Annotated in this window: 16 protein-coding genes; 12 read left to right on the top strand and 4 right to left on the bottom strand. The window is 60.6% G+C overall.

Annotation, left to right across the window (positions count from 1 at the left end):
* Window positions 1-56: 56 nt before the first annotated feature.
* Entirely contained in the window at window positions 57-2,984 is a 2,928-nt protein-coding gene (locus ACSSVY_RS16630; protein ID WP_454270691.1) for an ATP-binding protein, read from the top strand.
* Here ACSSVY_RS16630 and ACSSVY_RS16625 read toward each other — a convergent pair.
* On the bottom strand, window positions 2,957-3,658 hold the full coding sequence (locus ACSSVY_RS16625) for a winged helix-turn-helix domain-containing protein (protein WP_454270690.1): 702 nt from the start codon (window positions 3,656-3,658) through the stop codon (window positions 2,957-2,959). The genes ACSSVY_RS16630 and ACSSVY_RS16625 overlap by 28 nt on opposite strands.
* Window positions 3,659-3,817: 159 nt before the next feature.
* Between ACSSVY_RS16625 and ACSSVY_RS16620 the strand changes: the two genes are divergently transcribed.
* From ACSSVY_RS16620 to ACSSVY_RS16605, 4 genes are all read left to right on the top strand, one after another.
* Window positions 3,818-4,759, top strand: coding sequence for an ABC transporter substrate-binding protein (locus tag ACSSVY_RS16620; protein WP_454270689.1), 942 nt, complete (start codon window positions 3,818-3,820; stop codon window positions 4,757-4,759).
* Between the two features lie 74 nt (window positions 4,760-4,833).
* A complete protein-coding gene (locus tag ACSSVY_RS16615; protein ID WP_454270688.1) occupies window positions 4,834-5,865 on the top strand; it encodes a quaternary amine ABC transporter ATP-binding protein in 1,032 nt (343 codons plus the stop codon).
* Complete coding sequence (locus tag ACSSVY_RS16610; RefSeq protein WP_454270687.1) at window positions 5,862-7,817, top strand: ABC transporter permease; 1,956 nt, start codon at window positions 5,862-5,864, stop codon at window positions 7,815-7,817. The genes ACSSVY_RS16615 and ACSSVY_RS16610 overlap by 4 nt, the downstream gene beginning before the upstream one ends.
* A gap of 184 nt (window positions 7,818-8,001) precedes the next feature.
* A complete protein-coding gene (locus ACSSVY_RS16605; protein WP_454270686.1) occupies window positions 8,002-10,293 on the top strand; it encodes an Orn/Lys/Arg family decarboxylase in 2,292 nt (763 codons plus the stop codon).
* 48 nt (window positions 10,294-10,341) lie between these two features.
* Here the strand turns inward: ACSSVY_RS16605 and ACSSVY_RS16600 are convergent, their stop codons facing one another.
* Together ACSSVY_RS16600 and ACSSVY_RS16595 are read right to left on the bottom strand one after the other, a co-directional pair.
* Complete coding sequence (locus ACSSVY_RS16600) at window positions 10,342-11,691, bottom strand: glutamine synthetase family protein (protein WP_454270685.1); 1,350 nt, start codon at window positions 11,689-11,691, stop codon at window positions 10,342-10,344.
* 424 nt (window positions 11,692-12,115) lie between these two features.
* A complete protein-coding gene (locus ACSSVY_RS16595) occupies window positions 12,116-12,970 on the bottom strand; it encodes a MurR/RpiR family transcriptional regulator (protein ID WP_454270684.1) in 855 nt (284 codons plus the stop codon).
* A gap of 182 nt (window positions 12,971-13,152) precedes the next feature.
* Here ACSSVY_RS16595 and ACSSVY_RS16590 point away from each other — a divergent pair, with 182 nt between their 5' ends.
* From ACSSVY_RS16590 to murJ, 6 genes are all read left to right on the top strand, one after another.
* A complete protein-coding gene (locus ACSSVY_RS16590) occupies window positions 13,153-13,962 on the top strand; it encodes a transporter substrate-binding domain-containing protein (protein ID WP_454270683.1) in 810 nt (269 codons plus the stop codon).
* Between the two features lie 79 nt (window positions 13,963-14,041).
* Complete coding sequence (locus ACSSVY_RS16585; RefSeq protein ID WP_454270682.1) at window positions 14,042-14,785, top strand: amino acid ABC transporter permease; 744 nt, start codon at window positions 14,042-14,044, stop codon at window positions 14,783-14,785.
* The gene (locus ACSSVY_RS16580; protein ID WP_454270681.1) at window positions 14,782-15,657 is read left to right on the top strand and encodes an amino acid ABC transporter permease; all 876 of its coding nucleotides are present in this window, start codon (window positions 14,782-14,784) and stop codon (window positions 15,655-15,657) included. The genes ACSSVY_RS16585 and ACSSVY_RS16580 overlap by 4 nt, the downstream gene beginning before the upstream one ends.
* 11 nt (window positions 15,658-15,668) lie before the next feature.
* The gene (locus ACSSVY_RS16575) at window positions 15,669-16,415 is read left to right on the top strand and encodes an amino acid ABC transporter ATP-binding protein (protein WP_454270680.1); all 747 of its coding nucleotides are present in this window, start codon (window positions 15,669-15,671) and stop codon (window positions 16,413-16,415) included.
* Between the two features lie 6 nt (window positions 16,416-16,421).
* The gene (locus ACSSVY_RS16570) at window positions 16,422-17,810 is read left to right on the top strand and encodes an aspartate ammonia-lyase (RefSeq protein WP_454270679.1); all 1,389 of its coding nucleotides are present in this window, start codon (window positions 16,422-16,424) and stop codon (window positions 17,808-17,810) included.
* A 526-nt stretch (window positions 17,811-18,336) separates the two neighbouring features.
* Window positions 18,337-19,875 (top strand): murein biosynthesis integral membrane protein MurJ, encoded by a 1,539-nt coding sequence (murJ, locus tag ACSSVY_RS16565; protein ID WP_454270678.1) that lies wholly within the window; start codon window positions 18,337-18,339, stop codon window positions 19,873-19,875.
* Here the strand turns inward: murJ and ACSSVY_RS16560 are convergent.
* A complete protein-coding gene (locus tag ACSSVY_RS16560; RefSeq protein WP_040650296.1) occupies window positions 19,872-20,558 on the bottom strand; it encodes a rhomboid family intramembrane serine protease in 687 nt (228 codons plus the stop codon). The genes murJ and ACSSVY_RS16560 overlap by 4 nt on opposite strands.
* A gap of 74 nt (window positions 20,559-20,632) precedes the next feature.
* On the opposite strand from ACSSVY_RS16560, the gene trpS reads away from it, so the two are divergent.
* Window positions 20,633-21,661, top strand: a complete 1,029-nt coding sequence (gene trpS, locus ACSSVY_RS16555; protein ID WP_454270677.1) for a tryptophan--tRNA ligase — start codon at window positions 20,633-20,635, stop codon at window positions 21,659-21,661.
* Window positions 21,662-21,715 lie beyond the last annotated feature (54 nt).

Genomic DNA, 21,715 nt, shown 5'->3' with positions numbered 1-21,715 from the left:
ACTATAATCTGTCCGGACAGGACTGCAAGAAAGCTGGCGGATCAGGAACGGACCGGATGAGAACCAGAACCGGATTGGGCGCGCGACTGCTCGCGGCATTTCTCGTGATCGCCGGGCTGCCGGCGCTTGCGGGGTTTTTCGGCTGGTTTGAACTGCGCGATGTCACCCGCGCCCAACAACAGCTCTATGAAAACTCGATCCCGGTCCTGTCTGACATGCGCCGATTTACCGAAGAAAGCTCGGCCATCATCACCGTCGCCCCGGAACTGGCAGCGGTCGATGACGAGGCCGCACGCCGTGACCGTGCGGCCTATCTCAGCGCGCGGGTGGCGGCGCTCTCGGATCACCTCACCCGGTTTCAATCCGAACATGGCGGCACTGGCGGCGATATGACCCGCGCCGTCGCGGCCATGAAGGACGGTATCGCCGAACTGGACCGCTTGGTGAAACAGCGCCTCTCGCTGGTGCAGGCGCGGGAGGAGGGTCTGAACCGCGCCCTCGGAGCGACCTCCGCGCTCCTGAACATGGCTGACACGCTGGTCGCCAACGCCGAAATGGGCACCGCGGCAGTGATTTCGAACCTCTATGAATACGACACCGGCGCGCCCGGCACCTCGTCGCGCCTTGCCACGCTGGACAAGCTGATCGAGGTCGATCTCTTCCAACTCGGTCTGATGTTCGAATTGCGCTCGCGGACTGCCGAAATCGGGCTTCTCTTCAACCGCATCGCGACCTTGACCGAACCGACCGATCTCGCCTCGATCAGCGCCAATCTGCGGGAACGCACCGAAATCGTCGCGCGCCGCGTGGCGGCGATCCGTGATCCGGGCCGTGCCGCGCAGGCGCAGACCCTGCTGGCCACTATCCTGCCGCTCAGCGATCCCGCAGGCGGGCAGGGGCTGCTGGGGCTGACCGATGGCATCTTGCAATTGGAACGTCAGATCGACAGCGAACAGGCGGCGCTCCGGGTCTCCGCCACACGATTGCATGGCGCGGTGACGGATCTTGCCACGCGCGTGCAGGCGGATGCGCTCTTTGCTGGAACCACGTCGATGGAGGTGATCCGCGCCACCCGGTTGCGCAGCGCCGGGGCGGCGGGGCTCGCGCTCTTGCTGTCGCTGGGCGTGCTCTGGTTCTACGTGCGCGGCAATATCTCGCGGCGTCTCGACAATCTCTCGGACATGATGACCCGATTGGCCGCCGGTCAGCTGGACATGCGCGTGGCCCCCCGTGGCAGCGACGAGATCGCCGGCATGGAACGCGCGGTCGAGGTGTTTCGCCGTCAGGCCATCGCCAACCGCAATCTCGAAGAGGCCCGCCGCCGCAACGAAGAAGAACTCAACCGCCACCGCACCGCCCTGCAAGAACTGGTGGCCGAGAAAACCGAACAACTGCGCGGCGAAGTCGAGGCGCATGCCGTGGCCCGCCAAAAGGCCGAGGCCGCGGACCGCGCCAAATCCGAATTCCTCGCGATGATGAGCCATGAAATCCGCACGCCGATGAATGGGGTTCTGGGGATGCTGCGCAATCTTTCGGCGGATGGTCTGTGTGAGGCGCAACTCGAACAGCTGCGTGCCGCCCGCGCCTCGGGTGAGAGCCTGCTGACCATCCTCAACGACATCCTCAACTATTCCAAAACCGAACTCAGCGGCGCCCATGAGGAACGCGCGGTCTTTTCCATCACCGAGGTGATGCAGCTGATCGTGACCCTGCTGGACCCCGGCGCGCGGGAAAAGGGCATCGTGCTCTGGCTCGACCTGCCCGAGGATGCCCCCGCCGCCGTGCTGGGCGACATGGCCAAGCTGCGCCAGATCCTGTTCAATCTCGTCTCGAACGCGGTCAAGTTCACCGAAGAGGGCGAGGTTGTGCTGCGGCTGCGCGTGCGACCCGCCGGGGCCGGGCGTGTCACCCTGATCCTTGAGGTCAGTGACACCGGCAAGGGCATTTCGGCACAGGCGCGCCAGCGCATCTTCGAGGCGTTCGAGCAAGAGGACGGGCTGACCGCACGGCGCTATGGTGGCACCGGTCTTGGCCTCGCGATCTGCCGTAAATTCGCCGAGGTGATGGGGGGTGCTCTCCGCGTCGAGAGCACGCCGAACGTCGGTTCGGTCTTTACCTTCATGGCTGATTTCGACCTGGCCGATGCCGCCGGACTGGCCGAAACTCCGCCAGATTGGACCCCGGTGCGCGACGACCGCAGCCTGCATGCGCTCATCGTCGAGGATCACAAGGTCAACCAGATGGTCGCGCGCAGCTATCTCGAACGGATGGGCCACACAGCGGTCTGCGTCGACAGCGCCGAGGCGGCGCTCGCGCTGCTCACTGCCGAGCGCTTCGATCTGGTGCTGATGGATGTCAACCTGCCGGGTCTTTCCGGCACAGAGGCGACGCGCCGCATCCGCGCCATGCCCGTCGGGCGCAGCCTGCCGATCATCGGCATCTCCGCCCATGTTCAGGACGACGAGGTCGAGGAACAGCTTGACGCCGGAATGGATTGCTTTGTGGCCAAGCCGGTTTCGCCCGAACGGCTGGTTGCGGCGTTGGAACAGGTCACAGGCGGACAGCGGCGCGGCGTGTTCCTCTCGTCCCGGTCGCTCTCCTGGCTCGCGAGCGGACCGCGCGATGTTCTGGGCAGCATGGTTGCCGATCTCGGTCGGGAGCAGACCGTCGAGGCGATTCACCTCTATCTCGACGGCCTCACCTCGGATGCGACCGCCCTGCAAGAGGCCGTGGACACCCGTGACACCACCCGCGCCGCCAAGGTCGCACACCGGATGAAAGGGGCGGCGGGCAATTTCAGCCTGCCCGGTCTCTCTGCGTGTTTGAAACAGATCGAAGCCGCCGCCCGGTCGGGCGATTTGATCCCCGTGGCCACGGCGCTCACCGCTTTTCCCAAGGAAATTGAACAGGCGCGCAGCACAGTCATACAAGCGCTTGATGACCTGACAGCCGCCCCTCAGTCCAAAGTGGCGGTGAACACATAACCCTCGCCATGGGCGGTGGTGATGAACCGAGGCGCGCTGGCGTCTTCTTCCAGTTTGGTGCGCAGGCGGCGGATGATGACATCGACGGTGCGCGTGTCGGGGTGCTGCTGGCGATGGGTGATCACCGTCATCAGCCGCTCGCGGCCCAGAACTTCGCCGGGATGGCGCACCAACTCCGCCAGCACCTCGAATTCGGCCCGCGTAATCCGGATCGGTTCGCCATCCGGGGCGATCAACTGGCGGGTGGCAAAGGCAAAGGCATAGCCGTGAAACCGCACGTTCTGACGTGAAAAGCGGCGCTGCGCCTCGGTACGCCGCAACAGGTTCTTGATCCGGGCCAACAATTCGCGCCGATTGAACGGCTTGCAGACGTAATCATCCGCCCCCAGTTCCAGCCCGACAATCCGATCCACATCATCGCTGAGGCTGGTGGTCAGGATGATGCCGATATCCGAGCGCGCGCGTTGCTCACGGGTGATCTGCAACCCGTCCTTGCCATCCAGTGTAATATCCACCAGCAAAAGGTCGGCGCGGTCGCTGGCCAGCATCGGATCGGCCTTCTCGGCACTGTCAAAGGCGGTGACCGTGTAGCCATGCGACATGAGATACTCCGCCAGCGTCGTGCGGGTGACGGGTTCATCCTCGATGATCACGATATGCGCCGCTCTTGCCACCTGTGAGCCCTCTGTGCGGTTTCTTCCTGTTAATATTTTTTCACAATTAAGTCCAGTTCGTTCATGCCCGTGGTCTGACGTGTTCATATCCCATCCGTAAACTTCTCTTACCAAAGCCCGAAAAACGGGCGGGAAAAACCAACACAGGGAGTTTTCAGAATGAGAGTACGTTTGCGAATGGCCGGCGGGGTTGCAGCACTCGCGATGGCCGCAACGGGCGCCTTGGCGGATTCCGAAGATCCGATCGTCATCCCCATCCACAACTGGTCCAGCCAGATCGTGATGAGCCATGTGGTCGGCCAGATCTTTGAATCCATGGGCAACAGTGTCGAATATGTCTCGACCGACAGCCAGTCGGTTTACGAATCCGTCCGTCTGGGCGATGTCGCCCTCGAAATGGAAGTCTGGGAAGGCGCGTTTGGCGCCTCCTTCCGCGCCGCGCTGGAAAAGGGCGGCTTGCACGATGCGGGCGATCACGATGCCGTCACCCGCGAGGATTGGTGGTATCCGATGTGGACCAAAGACGCCTGTCCCGGCCTGCCCGATTGGGAGGCGCTGAACGCCTGTGCCGCCGCCTTTGCCACACCGGAAACCGGCGAGTCCGGGCGCTTCCTTGGCGGTCCGGTGGACTGGCTCAAGCATGATCAGGAACGTGTCGATGGGCTGGGCATGAACTTCAAGGTCGTCAACGCAGGCTCTGCCGCAGCACTCTGGGCCGAACTGGGCTCTGCCGAAAAGACCAAGACGCCGATCGTCCTCTTCAACTGGACACCCAATTTCGCCGAAGCTGTCTGGCCCGGCGAATTCGTCGAGTTCCCGGAATGGGTCGAAGGCTGCGACAAAGACCCCGCCGTTGGTCCCAACCCGGACAAGACCTATGATTGCGGCAATCCCGCCAATGGCTATCTGAAAAAGGCCGCTTGGGATGGGATGAAGGACAAATGGCCGGATGCCTACACGATGCTGACCAAGATCAGCTTTACCAACCCGCAAATCGCGGAAATGGCCAAGCTGGTAGACATCGACGAGATGGAGCCAGAAGAGGCCGCAACGCATTGGCTGGAAGACAACGGCGACGTCTGGAAGGTCTGGACCAACTGATCCTGCCTTGAAACCCGCCTCACTCGTGGCCCACCACGGGTGAGGATTCTCCATTAGTAACAAGGGAGTGTCGCGTGCCGGTCTCTGAACCCGTGATCTCATGCCGCAATGTCTGGAAACTCTTCGGCCCGTCGCCCGAGACCTATCTCAAGGGTCTCAACACCGACCCCGGCTTCGAGACCATTCGTCAGGCGGGCTATATCTCGGCGGTGCGTGATGTCTCGCTCGATATCGCGCGCGGCGAGATGCTGGTGATCATGGGCCTGTCCGGCTCCGGCAAATCTACCCTTGTGCGCTGCCTGTCGCGCCTGATCGAGATCACCGGCGGCACTGTGTCAGTGGAGGGGCAGGACATCGGCGCGCTCTCTGAGAAACAGCTGATCGACCTGCGGCGCAACAAGATGGGTATGGTGTTCCAGAGTTTTGGCCTCTTGCCGCATCGCACAGTGCTGGAAAATGTGGCCTTTCCGCTGGAAATGCGCGGGCAGGACCGCGCCACCCGCCGCAAACGCGCGCTGGAGGTGATCGAATTGGTGGGGCTCGGCGGGCGCGAGGATTACTTTCCGCGCGAATTGTCCGGTGGCCAGCAACAGCGCGTCGGCATCGCCCGCTCTCTCGCCATCGAGCCGGATATCTGGTTTCTGGACGAACCGTTTTCGGCGCTTGATCCGCTCATTCGCCGCGAGATGCAGGACGAATTCCTGCGCCTGCAAGAGTTGCTGGGCAAGACCATCGTCTTTATCACCCATGATTTCGACGAGGCGCTCCGCTTGGCTGACCGCATCGCCATCATGAAGGATGGCGCGGTCGAGCAATGCGACACGCCCGATCAGATCGTCCTGAACCCGGCGACCGATTATGTCCGCAAATTCACCGAAGAGATCGAAAAGGCGCGCGTCGTGCATGCCTCTGGCCTTGCCCGCCCGATCAATGGCACCCGGCCCGAGGGTCTGCCCGTCGCCGGAAAATCCACAATCCGCGCCCTTGCGCGCCTTCTGATCAACGATCCTCGTGAAATCCTGCCCGTCGCCGATGACACAGGTCGCATTACGGGAACCCTCAACCGACAAGAGGCGCTCGACATCCTGCTCGGGGGCCACACATGAGCGAAAGCGCGCTTCCCCTTCCGTCTCCCGCCAAACCGCGGCTCAACCCCGCTTGGGCAATCCTGGCCGTCGCGGTCTGTCTTGTCCTTGCCCGTCCGATACTCCCCGACGCGCTCATGCGTCCCGCCGAAATCCTGATCCTGCCGCTGGCGGATTGGATCAATGCGTTTTTCACATGGCTGCGCGATGATCTCGGGCTGATCCATGTCACCCGCGCCTTTGCCGATTGCATTGAATGGCTGCTCGATGTCACCGCCAACATCCTCTACGGCAAGAACCGCTGGCCGCGACTTGGCCCGCTGCCGTGGTCGGTCGTGGCGATCACCGCCGCCTGTCTCGGTTATTGGCTGGGCGGCCGGCGTCTGGCGCTGCTGGCGGGGGGCACCTTTGTCTGGATCGCCCTCATGGGGCAATGGACCTGGGCCATGGAAACCCTGTCGGTCATCGTTGTGGCCGCCCCGTTTTCGGTGCTGGTGGGCCTTTTGATGGGGATCGCGGCATGGCGGTGGCACAGGGTCGAGGCGGTGATGAACCCGATCCTCAACATCGCGCAATCGCTGCCGCATTTCGCCTATATGATCCCCGTGGTGGTGTTCATCGGCGTCGGACCCAAGGCGGGGGCAATCGTCACCATCATCTTTTCAGTGCCTCCGATGATCCGCATGACCCTGCTGGGTCTGCGCAAGGTGCCGCCCGAGGTGATCGAGAGCGGCAAGATGTGCGGCAGCACCGGCTGGCAATTGATGACGCGCGTGCGCATCCCGACCGCCCGCACCGAAATTCTGGTGGGCGTCAATCAGGTCATCATGCAATGTCTGGCGATGGTCGTTCTGGCCAGCTTTATCGGCATGCCGGGGCTGGGTCAGAAACTCCTGCAACTGTTGCAGGCGCTCAAGATCGGGCGATCCATTGAAATCGGCATCACCATCGTCTTGCTCGCAGTAACCCTCGACCGCTGTTCCAAGGCTTGGGCCGAGCGTCAGCCCACCCACCACGAACCGGGAATCGCCTGGGGGACGCGACACCGCGTGCTGACCACCTGGGCCGGGCTGATGGTCGCGGGCTTTGCCCTCTCCGCATTGGTGCCCTTCTTTGCAGAGGTCGGGCGCGGGCAATCGCTCTCGGTGGCGGACCCGCTCGATGCGATGATGACATGGGTGATCGTGACGGTTGATCCCGTCACCCAATGGCTGCGCTGGTTCCTGATCACCTGGGTTCTCATCCCCGTGCGCGACGCGCTCTTGTGGTTGCCCTATACGGCGGTTCTGGCACTTGTGGCGGCGGCGGGCTTTGCCGTGGGCGGATGGCGCTCGGCGCTGATCTGCCTTGGGTTCTTCGGCTACATCGCCCTCACCGGCTGGTGGGATCGTGCCATGATCACGGTCTACACCGTGCTTGTGGCCGTTGCGGTCGCGACCAGCTTCGGCTTTCCGCTTGGCATCTGGGCCGCACGGTATGAGACGCGGGCCAAACGCGTGCTTCTCCTCTGCGACAGTCTTCAGACCTTTCCCAGCTTTATCTACCTCATTCCGGTGATCATGCTCTTTGGGGTCAATGACGTGGCGGTGGTGGGGGCGGTGGTGCTCTTTGCTGCCGTGCCACTGATCCGCTACACCATCGAGGGGTTGCGCGGCGTGCCCGAGGCGATGATCGAGGCGGCGGATATGTCGGGGGCCACCCGTGCCCAATGCCTGCGCCACGTCCGCCTGCCGCTGGCCTTTCCAACCATCATGGTCGGTGTGAACCAATCGCTGATGTTTTCGCTTTTCATGGTGATCATCGCGGCCTTTATAGGCACGCAGGATCTCGGGCAGGAAATGCAACGTGCCCTCAGTTCCACCGATGTGGGCAAGGGGCTTGTTCTGGGCTTTGCCGTGGCCTTCATCGGGCTGATGGCCGATCACCTGCTCAATCGCATGGCCGACAGCCGCCGCCGCGCCTTGGGGCTCTGACCCCAAGGCCCGCCGCCCAACGGTGCCACATCGGCGCAAAGCGGCCACGCCGCTTGGTCACAGGGCTTGACCTCACCCCACGCAACAGAAAGAAACACGCAAGAGTCGGAAACCTCCGGGCATTGGGGTTTCCCGCTCTGCTTGGCGCGCCTGTCCACCCGCTGTCTCCCGAAAGGAGAAGTCTATGAAATTCCACTTTCCCATCGTGATCATCGACGAGGATTTTAGGTCCGAGAACTCTTCGGGTCTTGGTATCCGCGCCATGGCCAAGGCCATAGAGGACGAGGGATTCGAGGTTTTGGGTGTCACAAGCTATGGGGATCTCTCGCAATTCGCCCAGCAACAATCGCGCGCCAGCGCCTTTGTCCTGTCGATCGACGATGAAGAATTCAGCCCCGGCCCCGACATCGACCCGGTTGTCACCAATCTGCGCAATTTCGTTCAAGAGGTCCGGCGCAAGAATTCCGACGTGCCGATCTATGTCTATGGCGAGACCAAGACCAGCCGCCACCTGCCCAACGATGTCCTGCGCGAGTTGCACGGCTTTATCCACATGTTCGAAGACACGCCGGAATTCGTCGCCCGCCACATCATCCGAGAGGCCAAGATCTATCTCGAAGGCATCCAGCCGCCGTTCTTCAAGGCGCTGCTCGATTATGCCGAAGACGGCTCTTATTCGTGGCACTGTCCCGGCCATTCCGGCGGCGTTGCCTTTCTCAAAAGCCCGATTGGCCAGATGTATCACCAGTTCTACGGCGAAAACATGCTGCGCGCCGATGTCTGCAATTCGGTCGAGGAGCTCGGCCAACTGCTCGACCATGACGGCGCCATCGGCGCGTCCGAGCGCAACGCCGCGCGCATTTTCAACGCCGATCACTGCTTTTTCGTGACCAACGGCACCAGCACCTCCAACAAGATGGTCTGGCATCACACCGTCGCCCCCGGCGATGTGGTCGTGGTTGACCGCAACTGCCACAAGTCGATCCTGCACAGCATCATCATGACCGGCGCAATCCCGGTCTTTCTGCGCCCCACCCGCAACCATTTCGGCATCATCGGCCCGATCCCGCGCGGCGAATTCGAGATCGACTCGATCAAGGCCAAGATCCGCGCCAACCCGCTTTTGACCGGGGTTGATCCCGACACCGTGCAGCCGCGTATCCTCACCCTCACGCAATCCACCTATGACGGCGTTCTCTACAACACCGAAACCATCAAGGATCTGCTCGACGGCTATGTGGAGAATTTCCACTTTGACGAGGCTTGGCTGCCCCACGCCAGCTTTCATCCGTTCTACAGCAACTTCCACGCGATGGGCCGCAACCGCGCCCGCCCCGAACATTCCGTGACCTATGTCACCCAATCCATCCACAAACTCTTGGCCGGCATCAGTCAGGCCAGCCATATTCTCGTGCAGGACAGCCAGAAAACCAAACTGGATCGCCATCTCTTCAACGAGGCGTATCTCATGCACATCAGCACCAGCCCGCAATACAGCATCATCGCAAGCTGCGATGTCGCCGCCGCGATGATGGAGCCGCCCGCCGGCACCGCGCTGGTCGAGGAGAGTATCGCCGAGGCGCTCGATTTCCGCCGCGCCATGCAAAAGGTCGATGCAGAGTTTGGCGAGGACGATTGGTGGTTTCAGGTCTGGGGGCCGGATGTGCTCGGTGACGAGGGCATCGGCGATGCAGACGATTGGGTGCTGGAACGGACCGACGCCGATGGCGTGCAACCCTCCGATGGCGAGGATTCATGGCATGATTTCGGCGAAATGGCCCCCGGCTTCAACATGCTCGATCCGATCAAGGCCACGATCATCACGCCGGGTCTCAACCTTGATGGTCGCTTCGAAACGACCGGGATTCCCGCGTCCATCGTCACTAAATATCTGGCAGAGCATGGCGTCGTGGTCGAGAAAACCGGTCTCTACAGTTTCTTCATCATGTTCACCATCGGCATCACCAAGGGGCGCTGGAATACCCTGTTGACCGCGCTGCAACAGTTCAAGGACGATTACGCCAAGAACCAGCCGATGTGGCGTGCGATGCCCGAGTTTTGCGCCAAACAGCCCCGCTATGAAAGCATGGGGTTGCAGGATCTCTGCCAGCATGTGCATGCGCTCTACGCCAAATACGATGTCGCGATCCTCTCGACCGATATGTATCTGAGCGACCTCACCCCCGCCATGACGCCCAGCGATGCCTTTGCCCATATCGCGCGCCGCACCACGGAACGTGTCGCCATCGATGATCTTGAGGGGCGCATCACCACCAGCCTCGTCACGCCATATCCGCCGGGCATCCCCCTGCTGATCCCCGGCGAAGTCTTCAACAAGACCATCGTGCAATACCTCAGGTTCAACCGCGCCTTTGCCAAGGAATGTCCGGGCTTTGAAACCGATATTCACGGGCTGGTGCATGAGGTCGATGAGGACGGCGTGATGCGCTATTTCGCCGATTGCGTCGCGCTCTGAGGGCACATCGCGTTTGCCGGTCGCCGTGACCGGCAAACGCACACTGCGCTACACGCTCTCCAGATAGGAATCATACTCGAAATCGGTCACATAGCGCGTGAACCGCTTGAGTTCCTGCATCTTGCACTCGACCAGCATGGTCTGAAGCCGTCGGGAAAACACATCCTGCACATGTTTGCCCCGGCGAAACGCCTGAATCGCGGTCGCCCAATCCAGCGGCAGGTGATCGAGCTTTTGGCTATAGGCATCGCCCTCGATCGGCGCACAGGGGTCCATCTTCTGTTCGATCCCGATCAGCGCGCCGCCTAGAATACTGCCCAGCACCAGATAGGGGTTGGCGTCGGCCCCCGCGACGCGATGCTCGATCCGCCGCGCCTTGGGGCTGCCGCCCGGAATGCGAATGGCCGCAGTGCGGTTCTCATAGCCCCAGGCCACGCCCGTCGGCGCATGCGCCCCCGGCAAGAGCCGCCGGTAAGAGTTCTGATGCGGCGCAAAGGTCAGCGTGTTCTCCTGCATCGTCTCCAGCAGGCCCGCCACGGCATTCAGCATCAAGGGCGTGCCTTCTTCGCCGCCATTGTCAAACAGGTTGACCCCGTTCTCATCCACCAGACTGAAATGCACATGAAATCCGCTGCCTGATCTGTCGCCATAGGGCTTGGCCATGAACGTGGCCGCCATGCCATGTTTGCGCGCGATGCCACGCACCAGCCGCTTGAAAAGCACCGCATCATCGGCGGCCTGCAACGGGTCCGCGACATGCACCATGTTGATTTCAAACTGCCCCGCGCCGTTCTCGGAAATCGCGGCATCGGCGGGAATGCCCTGCTCGTGGCAGGCATCGTAGACGTCATTCAGGAATTCATCGAAATGCTGCAATTCGTCCAGTGACAGCGCCCCATCGGAATCCAGCCGCTTGCCCGTCACCGGCGAACAGGGCGGACGCGGTTGCGCCTCGCGCGGGTCACAGAGGTAGAATTCCAACTCAGTCGCCACCACCGGCGTCAGCCCCAGTGCCTTGTAGCGCTGCACGATATTGGACAGGGCATGGCGCGGGTCGCCCGGAAACGGCCCGCCATCCTCGGTGCTCATCCAGAACATGACCAGCGCCGAGGGGCGGCTGGTCCAGTTCACCATGACAATCGGACGCCCGGTGTAATCGCAAATACCATCGGAATCGCCAGTCTCGAACACCAGTTCGTTATTCTCGATATCCTCGCCCCAGATATCCACACTCAGCACCGACAGCGGCAGGCGCAGCCCGTCATCCATGATCGCCTTGGCCTTCTCAATGGGCAGGCGCTTGCCCCGCATCGCGCCATTGAGGTCACAGACACAGGCAAACACAGATTCGATTTCCGGCCGCTCCTGGAGCCATTCTCGGATGTTGTTCGTCGTCATTTCGGCTTTATCCTCTTGCATGGACCGGCATTGGCCGCTGTCCATACGCTCTACCTTGGTCGCAACTGGCCGACCTTGGTAGAGAAATATCCGCAGGCGTTCGGAAATGATACCGATTTCACCGCACGCCGCCCGTCCGTTGTACAGCGCTGTTTGACGTCAGCGTGCATGGCACAGTTTAAGCATATTGCCGAACGGAGGGTTTCCGGCTCATTTTATCAACTCGGGGATTGAGATGACGAAAATCTGCAAACCTCTAAGGGCACGGCAGGCTTACCTCTGATGTGGCATCAGCCATGGGTGATGGTCTCCTGATCAAAGGTTAACCTCAGCAACCAAACCGAACCGCTAAGAGGATATTCGCGCCAATAGTGACCACGTTCCCGGATCAGAGTGTCCGTTCAATTCTGAACGTGAATAGCCCCTAATCGTCCAGATAAACGCCGCTTGCGCGGCGGATCTCATCCAACTGCCGCAGTCTGTGGCGCGTGGCGTTACCGCTGGCTGCGGCGCAGGCCGCCAACAGAATTTCTGCGACAAGTTGCACGGCGATCGCTGAAGGGAAGTAATGCGGACTGGCAGTCGGTGCCAGAAAGACCCCGTCAGCATAGGGGGCCAGTGGCGAACTGGGTCTGTCGGTGATGGCATAAACTGACGCACTCGCGCGACGTGCATATTGCATGGCGTCAATTGTCTGCGCGCAATACGGAGCGATTCCGAGTGCGAGCACAGTATCGCTACTGGAGATTGTCGAAATCCGCTCGCTGGCGGCCACGGTCCCGGCTGGCAGCGTGACCAGATCGGGCAAAGCTAGACGTCCGGTTGCCTCGATCATACCCGCTGCCCAATACATTGAGCCTGCGCCAATCACATATGTACGCCCGCTCCGACGGACAGCGGCAACAAAGGCCGCAACTTCCTTTGGATCAAGATGAGCGGCAACCTCTGCGATATTATTCTGGGCGGCCTCTGTCATATGCGCGATCAGTTTCGACAGCGAGTCGCTCTGAAAGTTATTACGCAGTGCGTCTACCCTTGCCCCAAAGCCGCGCCCCATCAACAGTTTCTGAAAGTCCTGTCGAAACCCATCATAGCCCTCATATCCCATATGTTGCGCAAGTCGTTGCATTGTCGGCGCGGCCACACCGCAGGCCTGAGCCACAGAGCGCATGGAATCCACTGCAATTCGCTCCGGGTTATCAAGCACATAGCGGGCCGCAACGGCCAACTTGCGAGGCAGGTTTGGCAACGCTTGGGTTAACTTTTCGTCTATTTTCATAACCGGCACACTTTTCACTTAGGCACCATCAGTGTCATGCGGAGATTGCATTGGCGCAAGTGTAATTTTTCTAGAGAAAAAATAACAAATGCGATTTTTTTTCTGGACTCGTAAGAGTCAAAACCTCATCACTTCCGAAGCAGCACGCAAGACGTGTTGTCACCAGACAACAGGAGAGTGGAATGAGGACGTTTATCAAAGCTGCACTGACCGCCGTTGTGGCCACCTTGACCAGCACCGCCGCCATGGCCGATGCGCTGCAAGATATCAAGGATGCCGGAAAGATCGTCGTTGGCGTCAAGCAGGACTACAAGCCATGGGGTTATCTGACCTCGGACGGCCAACTGCAGGGCCTTGAGATCGACTTGGCCAAGGACGTCGCTGAGCGGCTGGGGGTCGAGGTCGAACTGGTTCCGGTGGTCGCATCCAACCGCATGGAATTCCTGCAACAAGGGCGGATCAACCTGATCATCGCGACGATGGGGGACAACCCACAGCGGCGTGAGGTGATCGGCATGATCGAGCCCAACTACTACGCTGGTGGCACCAATGTTCTGGCTCCCAAGGCTGCGGGTCTCAAAAATTGGGAAGACCTGAAGGGCACAGACGTCTGCGCGCTGCAAGGCTCTTATTACAACAAGCGCGTCACGCAACTCTATGGTCCCAATCTGGTCGCTTTTGCCGGTATCCCAGAGGCGACTGCGGCGCTCTCGAACGGAAGCTGCATCGCCTTTCTCTACGACAATACTTGGATCGAATCGCAACTGGCCTCTGACGCGCAATGGGCCGAGTTTGAAATGCCTTTCCCGACCGAAGACCCGCAGGCCTGGTCCATCGCCGTCCCGCTGGAGGAACTCGACCAGCCCTATGGTAAATTGATGAGCGAGATCGTCACGGATTGGCACAAATCCGGCTATCTGATCGAACGGAACGCGGCAAACGGCATCGCGCCGAGCCCGTTCCTTCAGGCAGAGCACGACAGGTTGAAATAACCCGTCCTTGCTGAACTGCCCGGCAGCGCACGCCTCTGCCGGGCATCTCTTTGCGCTGCGACAAAGGTGATCCGAGCCGATGGACTTCGTTAACACATTTATCGACTGGCTGCGCCCCGACTGGTTCTTGAACCTTGCCGTGGTCAGCGACGATTACAATCGCGGTCGCTATGTCGCGGGTCTCTGGATGACGATCAAGCTGTCGGTCGTGTCGATCTTCTTGTCGCTCATCGTCGGGGTTCTGGGGGCTGCTGTCCAAGGTGCGCCGTCACGGACATTGCGGGTGGCGGTCGGGATCTTTGTCGCGTTCTTTCGCAATACACCTCCATTGGTCCAGCTCTACTTCTTTTACTTCGCCATCGGCACGGTGCTCCGGATCACGGGCGACAATGGTCTGCCGCAGCCTTTGATCAGCAATTTCGGCTGGGCCATCATTTCGCTCTCGCTGTTCGCTGGCGCGTTGAACGTGGAAATCTTTCGCGCAGGGGTCGAGGCCGTGCCGCGCTCAACCGTCGAGGCCGCCGAAGCCTTGGGCTATACGCGCCTGCAAATCTATACCGATATCGTGCTGCCGCTGGCAGTGCGTGTCTCTTTGCCGGCGCTGGGGACAAATCTGGTCAATCTGGTAAAGACCACAACGCTCGCCTATGCGATTGCCGTGCCGGAACTGCTCTATGTCTCGGCGCAAATCTGGTCCGAGGATCTGAACGTGCGCGAGATGATGAACGTTCTGCTGGTGTCCTATGTGGGTCTGGTCGCCATTCTGGTCTGGGTTCTGCATCGCTGGGAAAAGGCGCTGCGCATCCCCGGATATGGAGAATGACCATGTATTCCCCCCATCTGAAACCCAAGGTTCGCGGCCATATGCCCGTGATGCTGCCCATGCGCCTGCGCGCCGATGGTTTGCCGCTTGCGGATCGGCTCTTCAATCTCTGGACGCTCACGGCGCTTGTGCTGGCCTTGGCCGCCGTGCTGATCGGTCCTGCCTTTGCCCAGCTTGCAACGCCGGACGAACGCACGACCATCACGATCCTGTTGGAATGGACCCCCACCTTGGCCAAAGGGTTTGGCTTTAATGTCCTGATTTCCGTGCTGTCGATGCTGATCGGGACGGTCATGGGGGTGTTTCTGGGGGTTCTGCAAGTGTCGCAGACCCGCCCGATACGGCAGTCTGCATGGCTCGTCACTCAGTTCTTTCGCAACTCGCCTTGGCTTGTCCTTCTGTTCTATTGCATCCTGCTTATCCCATTCCAGTTCGAGATATTCGGCGTGAACATCCCGTTCCCCGGCTGGATCAAGGCTGTGATTGGTCTGTCGTTGCCGGTCATGGCCTATACGTCGGAATTCATGCGTGGCGCGATCCTGTCCATCCCGACGGGACAATGGGAATCTGCTGAATCCTTGGGGTTCAGCCGCCGAATGACCCTGACGAACATCATCCTTCCACAGACCGTCAAACGCGTGCTGCCCTCCTGGATGAATCTCTACGCGGTCCTGACGATGGCGACGCCGCTGGTGTCCATCATCGGGGTCGATGATGTCATGGCCTTGACCCGCGCGGCGTTGAGCGCCGAGGGACGTGTTGATCTCCTGATCCCGATGTACCTTTATATTCTGTCCTGGTTCTTCCTCTATTGCTATCCGATCAGCTCATTGACGCGTGTTCTGGAACGAAAATACTCGGTGAAACTATGAGCGAGGCTTCCATGACCTGGACCCCCCAACAGCCAATCGTGTCGTTAAAAGACGTGCACAAGTCCTTTGGCCCCGTAGAAGTGCTCAGAGGTATCTCGCTCGACGTGATGAAAGGGGAGGTGATCTGCATCATCGGGCCGTCGGGTTCGGGCAAGTCGACCCTGATCCGCTGCATCAATGCGCTGAACGACATTCAGGCAGGTTCGATCACCGTTGAGGGATTGGAAGTCAACGACCCAAAGCTGGACAAACTCGCCCTGCGAAAGAAGGTCGGGATGGTGTTCCAGCAATACAACCTGTTCCCGCACAAGACAGCCTTACAGAACGTGATGATGGCACCCATCAAGGTGCTCGGCCAGGACCGTGAAGAGGTGGAAAAGCGTGCGCGCGCTCTAATCGCCAAGGTCCGTCTGAACGGCAAGGAAGACGCCTACCCCGGCGAGTTGTCCGGAGGCCAACAACAGCGCGTTGCAATTGCGCGCTCGCTGGCCATGAACCCCGACGTGATGCTGTTTGACGAGGTGACAGCGGCCCTTGACCCCGAGACCGTCAAAGAGGTTCTGATGACGATCAAGGACCTTGCGGCGGATGGCATGACCTGCATCCTTGTCACGCATGAAATGGGCTTTGCCCGCGAGATCGCAGATTGCATTTACTTCACGGATCGCGGGGTGATCGTAGAGTCCGGTCCGCCCGCGACCTTCTTTGACAACGCTCAAGACCCCCGCACCCAGCAATTCCTTGCTCAAATCCTGTAGGCGCTCATGACGTATCGCACTGAATCCGACAGCCTTGGTGCCGTCCAATTGCCTGATGGCACGCTCTATGGGTCCAATACCGCACGCGCATTGGAAAACTTTGCCGGCATGGGCCTGCCTCTCTCGGCCTATCCCGACTTCATGCGCGCCATGGCGCTGGTCAAACGCGCGGCCGCGATGGCCAATCGCGAGGTGGGGGCTTTGGCCTCAGATGTGGCAAGCGCCATCATCACCGCCTGTGACGAGATCGCGGCTGGCGGTCACATTGAGCATTTCCCCACACCCCTTTTGGAGGGGTCTGGTGGCACATCCACCAACATGAATTTCAACGAGGTGATCGCAAACCGTGCGGGGCAAATCCTCGGCGATAGGCCGGGATGCTATGCGCGGGTCAATCCCAACGATCATGTCAATTGTAGCCAGTCCACCAATGACGCCCTGCCGACAGCGGTCAAGCTGGCCTGTGTTCTGACCGAACCGTCCCTGACCAGAGAAATAGAGACCTTGATTTCGGCGCTGCGCGTCAAGGCCGGTGAAACCAAGGACATGCTGCGCACCGGACGAACCTGCATGCAGGCGGCGCAGCCGATGACATGGGGCCAGTATTTCACGGGTCACGCCAGCGCCCTGTCGCGCGCGTTGTTGGCGGTGCGGGCGGCGGTTGATGCCCTGCGCACGGTTCCGATGGGCGGGACCGCAATCGGAACAGGTCTTGGGGCATTTCAGGGCTATCGCCGCGCCATTGCTCCCGCTCTTTCTGAGGTGTTTGGCATGGAGATACGGTTGGCGGATGATGCATTCGATGCCATGCATGCCGCCGACGGGTTTCTGCGCTTGTCGGCAGAGCTTCGCAATCTTTCTGCCATCATGGCCAAGCTGGCCGCCGATCTGGTGATCCTTGGCAGCGACGGGGCGTCGGGTTTGGGCGAAGTGCGATTGCCGCCTGTGCAACCCGGTTCATCCATCATGGCAGGCAAGGTTAATCCGGTGATCCCCATGACGGTCCAGCAGGTCTGGATGCGCGTTCATGGCCATGATGCGGCTATTGCCATCGCTGCGCAGTCCGGCCAGATGGAGATCAACCATTTCGAACCGCTGATCGCCCTGTCTCTCTTCGAACAGATGGCGTTGATTACCGCCGCCGCCCATAGCTTTGCCGCGCGCTGCATCGCCGGGCTGGAGGTGGACGAGGTGCGCAGCTATCTCAACCTTGCGCAATCGTTTGGCGTCTCGACCGTTTTCCTGAAAAAGCTGGGGTATGCGCGTGTTTCGGCCATGGCCAAACGTGCGCTCTGCGAGGGCAGAACTATGGCCGATATCGCTATTGAAGAGGGTCATATGTCCCAAGCTGAAATTCGCGAAGTTCTAACCCTGGCCTCAGTTCCAGCGGAATAACAGCGTCCAAAAGCCGGGAAACTTTTCAAACCGGCCAGAGAAACTCCATGTGTAGCTGGCCATATTTGACCGCAGCTTTATTCACAACAGGCACTAACGTCCGGCAAGGCGATTTTGAGAAAGCGCGGGAGTGAACCGACCATTTCCAACTTTCACTTTACACCCCTTTGAACAACTATTGTCACTCGACATACCCAACCCCGAGGACGGCGTGGAAATGCCCGCCGAATGCGGACGCGGCGAGTGTCAGGCCTATGTGTGCTGGGACGAAGGTGAGGGTGCGTGGTCCGCAACATGATCGCGTAGCGCCGTCACGGGAAGCATTGGTATCAGGCTGAGGTCGGTCTTTGGCATGCGCCTCGCGCATCCTTGGCTCATTGGACCGACCCTGACAGGCAGGTCTTGCCAAGCGATTAATGCCCGGCGCGCCTCTAGGCTCAGGCCGCATACCCGTAGGGCGCAGACCCTTCCCCCCGGCCTGCCGATCGTCTAACTCTCGGCGTCAAGCACAGGCAAAAGGCCACACATGAAACCGATCCGCCTCCTCTCCGGAATCCTCACCGTCGGTGGCTGGACGTTGCTCAGTCGCCTCCTCGGCTTTGTGCGTGACGTGCTGATCGCCAGCTACATTGGCCCCGGCGTGGTCATGGATGCCTTTGTCGCGGCCTTCCGCCTGCCCAATATGTTTCGCCGCTTCTTCGCCGAGGGCGCGTTCAACGCCGCCTTCGTTCCGATGTTTGCCAAGCGATTGGAATCAAACGACAACCCCTTGGGATTCGCGGCTCTCGCCTGTTCCGGCCTCAGCCTTATCCTATTGGCCCTGACCGGCCTTTGCATGATCTTCATGCCCGCTCTGGTCTATGCCACGGCCGAGGGCTTTGTTGGTGATGAACGCTTTGACATCACAGTGGAATTTGGCCGCATCGTCTTTCCCTACATCTTCTTTATCTCGCTCGCGGCGCTTTTTTCCGGCATGCTCAATGCATCAGGTCACTTTGCGGCTGCCGCGGCGGCGCCATTGATTTTGAACGTATTTTTGGTGTCGGCCATGACATTTGCCGCTATGACCGGCGGTCCAGTCGCTCAGGCCCTCGTCTGGACCATCCCCATCGCCGGCCTCGCGCAACTCGCTCTCGTCTGGCACGCCTCTCGCCGGGCCGGAATGCACCTGCCACTGGTGCGCCCCCGCTGGACCCCAGAAATGGCACAGCTGGTGCGCATCGCTGTGCCTGCGGCACTGGCTGGCGGGGTGGTGCAGGTCAACCTTTTGGTCGGCCAAGTCGTTGCGTCTAATACAGAAAAGGCCGTAAGCTGGCTCTATTCCGCCGATCGTCTCTACCAATTGCCGCTCGGGGTTGTGGGCATTGCGGTGGGTATTGTCCTGCTCCCGGACCTCTCCCGCCGCCTCAAGGCACAGGACGATACCGGCGCACGCCTCGCCTTGTCGCGGGCTGGTGAAATCGCTTTGGCCCTCACCATTCCCTGTGCCGTTGCCCTCACCGTGATCCCGATTCAACTGGTGTCCGTGCTCTTTGAACGCGGCGCATTCGGTGCCGACGACAGCGCCGCCACGGCCCTCGCCGTGGCTATCTATGGCCTCGGCCTCCCAGCCTTTGTTCTGCAAAAGATCCTGCAACCGATCTTTTTTGCCCGCGAAGACACCCGCAGCCCATTTCGCTATGCCCTGATGGCGATGGTGGTGAATGCCGCGCTGGCCGTAGGCTTGGCCTATCTCATTGGCTGGATTGCTGCCGCCATCGCCACCTCTATTGCCGCTTGGGTCATGGTTGCGCAACTCTCTGGCGGCGCGAGGAAGTTTGGTGAAGTGGCGCGGTTTGACGCACAGTTTCACCGCCGCTTCTGGCGGATCTGTCTGGCCTCTGCCCTCATGGGCGCGGTCCTCTGGGGGGCAGGAGCGCTGATGGGGCCACTCTTTGCAATCGGTGGCTGGCGGTGGCTGGCACTTCTCATTCTGATCGCCATCGGCACCTTGGCCTACGGACTCTTTGGTCAGATGCTGGGCGCATTCCGCATGCAGGAAATCCGCAGCCGCCTGCGCCGCTAGTCGTGTCTCAGCTTTGCGCGCACACGTGACCACCCGCCGGGACTGAGTACAAAGGAGGCCAGAAACCCGGTGGCAAACCCACTCACATCCGCGACCCATGTAGCGCTGCCGCCAAACAGCAGGCCAAATACCAGTTGCAGCCCCATCAGCACGCCAATGAGCGTAAAGGCCCGTGCCTGATTGGTGCCCATCTGCCCGAGGCGCAGCCACATGATATAGGTGAATCCGCCAATGAGGCCGTAGACCCCCGGAAAAGCCCCGATGAGCCAAGGGGAGTCCCGCACGACCAGTCCGTAAACAAGGGCCCCCGCGACCGTGCTGACCAAAAACAGCACCAGAACGGCCCAGTGACGGAACACGTCCGAGACGAATTTGCCCATCGCCAAGAGCAATACCCCGGCAAACAGAGCATGGGTGAAACTGCCATGCACAAAGGCATAGGTCACGAACCGGCGCAGATGCTCCATCGGCCATGTCCGGTTTTCCAGCATCCAGGCCATGATTTCGCCGTTGAAGCCGTAATCCTGAATGGCGGCAGAGCGCCATCCGACGGCATCAGGACCACCGATCAGCCCGCGCGCGCCAAGCGTAAATGCCGCTTCGACGCCGACAATCACCAGAAAAAGGGCGATCACAAACGGGGGCAGGGGGTTCACGGGGGCAGGGGGTCTCTGGTCAGACATGGCACCTCTCCTTGACGGGGCTACGGCGCATGGGTAAGCGAGGCGGGCAGAGAAATCCACCACGGAGTTGCGCCATGACCGAGGCGGCCTTTACCCCCCGCGTGTTTTCGGGAATCCAGCCCTCGGGCAACCTGCATCTGGGCAATTACCTGGGTGCATTGAAACGCTTTGCCGAGGCGCAGAACAAGGGCATCCAGACGCTCTATTGCATGGTTGACCTGCATGCCGTCACCGTCTGGCAAGAGCCTGCCGATCTCGCCCGTGCAACGCGCGAACTGGCGGCGGGGTTCATTGCCTCTGGCCTTGATCCGGCGAAATCCATTCTCTTCAACCAATCTCAGGTGGCGGAACACAGCCAGATGGCGTGGGTGTTCAACTGCGTGGCGCGCATGGGCTGGATGCAGCGGATGACGCAGTTCAAGGACAAGGCGGGCAAGAATGCGCAAAACGCCTCGCTCGGTCTCTTTGCCTATCCTGCGTTGATGGCCGCCGATATCCTGACCTACCATGCCACCCATGTGCCGGTAGGCGAGGATCAAAAGCAACATCTGGAGCTGACGCGCGACATCGCGATGAAATTCAACCATGATTACGGCGTGGATTTTTTTCCGATCCCTGAGCCGGTGATCGAAGGGAGCGGGACGCGGGTGATGTCCCTGCGCGACGGGTCGAACAAGATGTCGAAATCCGATCCCTCGGACATGTCCCGCATCAACCTGACCGACGATGCCGACGCCATCGCCAAAAAGATCCGCAAGGCCAAGACCGACCCCGAGCCGCTGCCCTCAGAGGTGGCGGGGCTGGAGGGGCGGCCAGAGGCGCGCAATCTGGTGAATATCTATGCCGCGCTGGCCGATATGACGGTCGATCAGGTGATGGCAGAGGCGGGCGGCAAGCCGTTCTCCGAGTTCAAGCCGATGCTGGCCGATCTGGCGGTGGACCGGATCGCGCCAATTTCCACGGAAATGGCGCGGCTGATGCAGGATCTCTCCGAGATTGACCGGATTCTGGCGGATGGTGCGGCGCGGGCGCGCGCCATTGCCGCGCCGATCCTGCGCCAGACCTATGAGATCATGGGCATGGTCGGCGCGCGCGAGGTGTGAGAACACGTCGGCGCAAGGCTTGACGCGCCCGAGGTATCGTCTCAAGCTTGTTGA

The sequence above is a fragment of the Roseovarius sp. MBR-51 genome (assembly GCF_053628575.1).
Note: the sequence above shows the minus strand (reverse complement) of the source record. Positions and strands in the feature narration are given on the sequence as shown.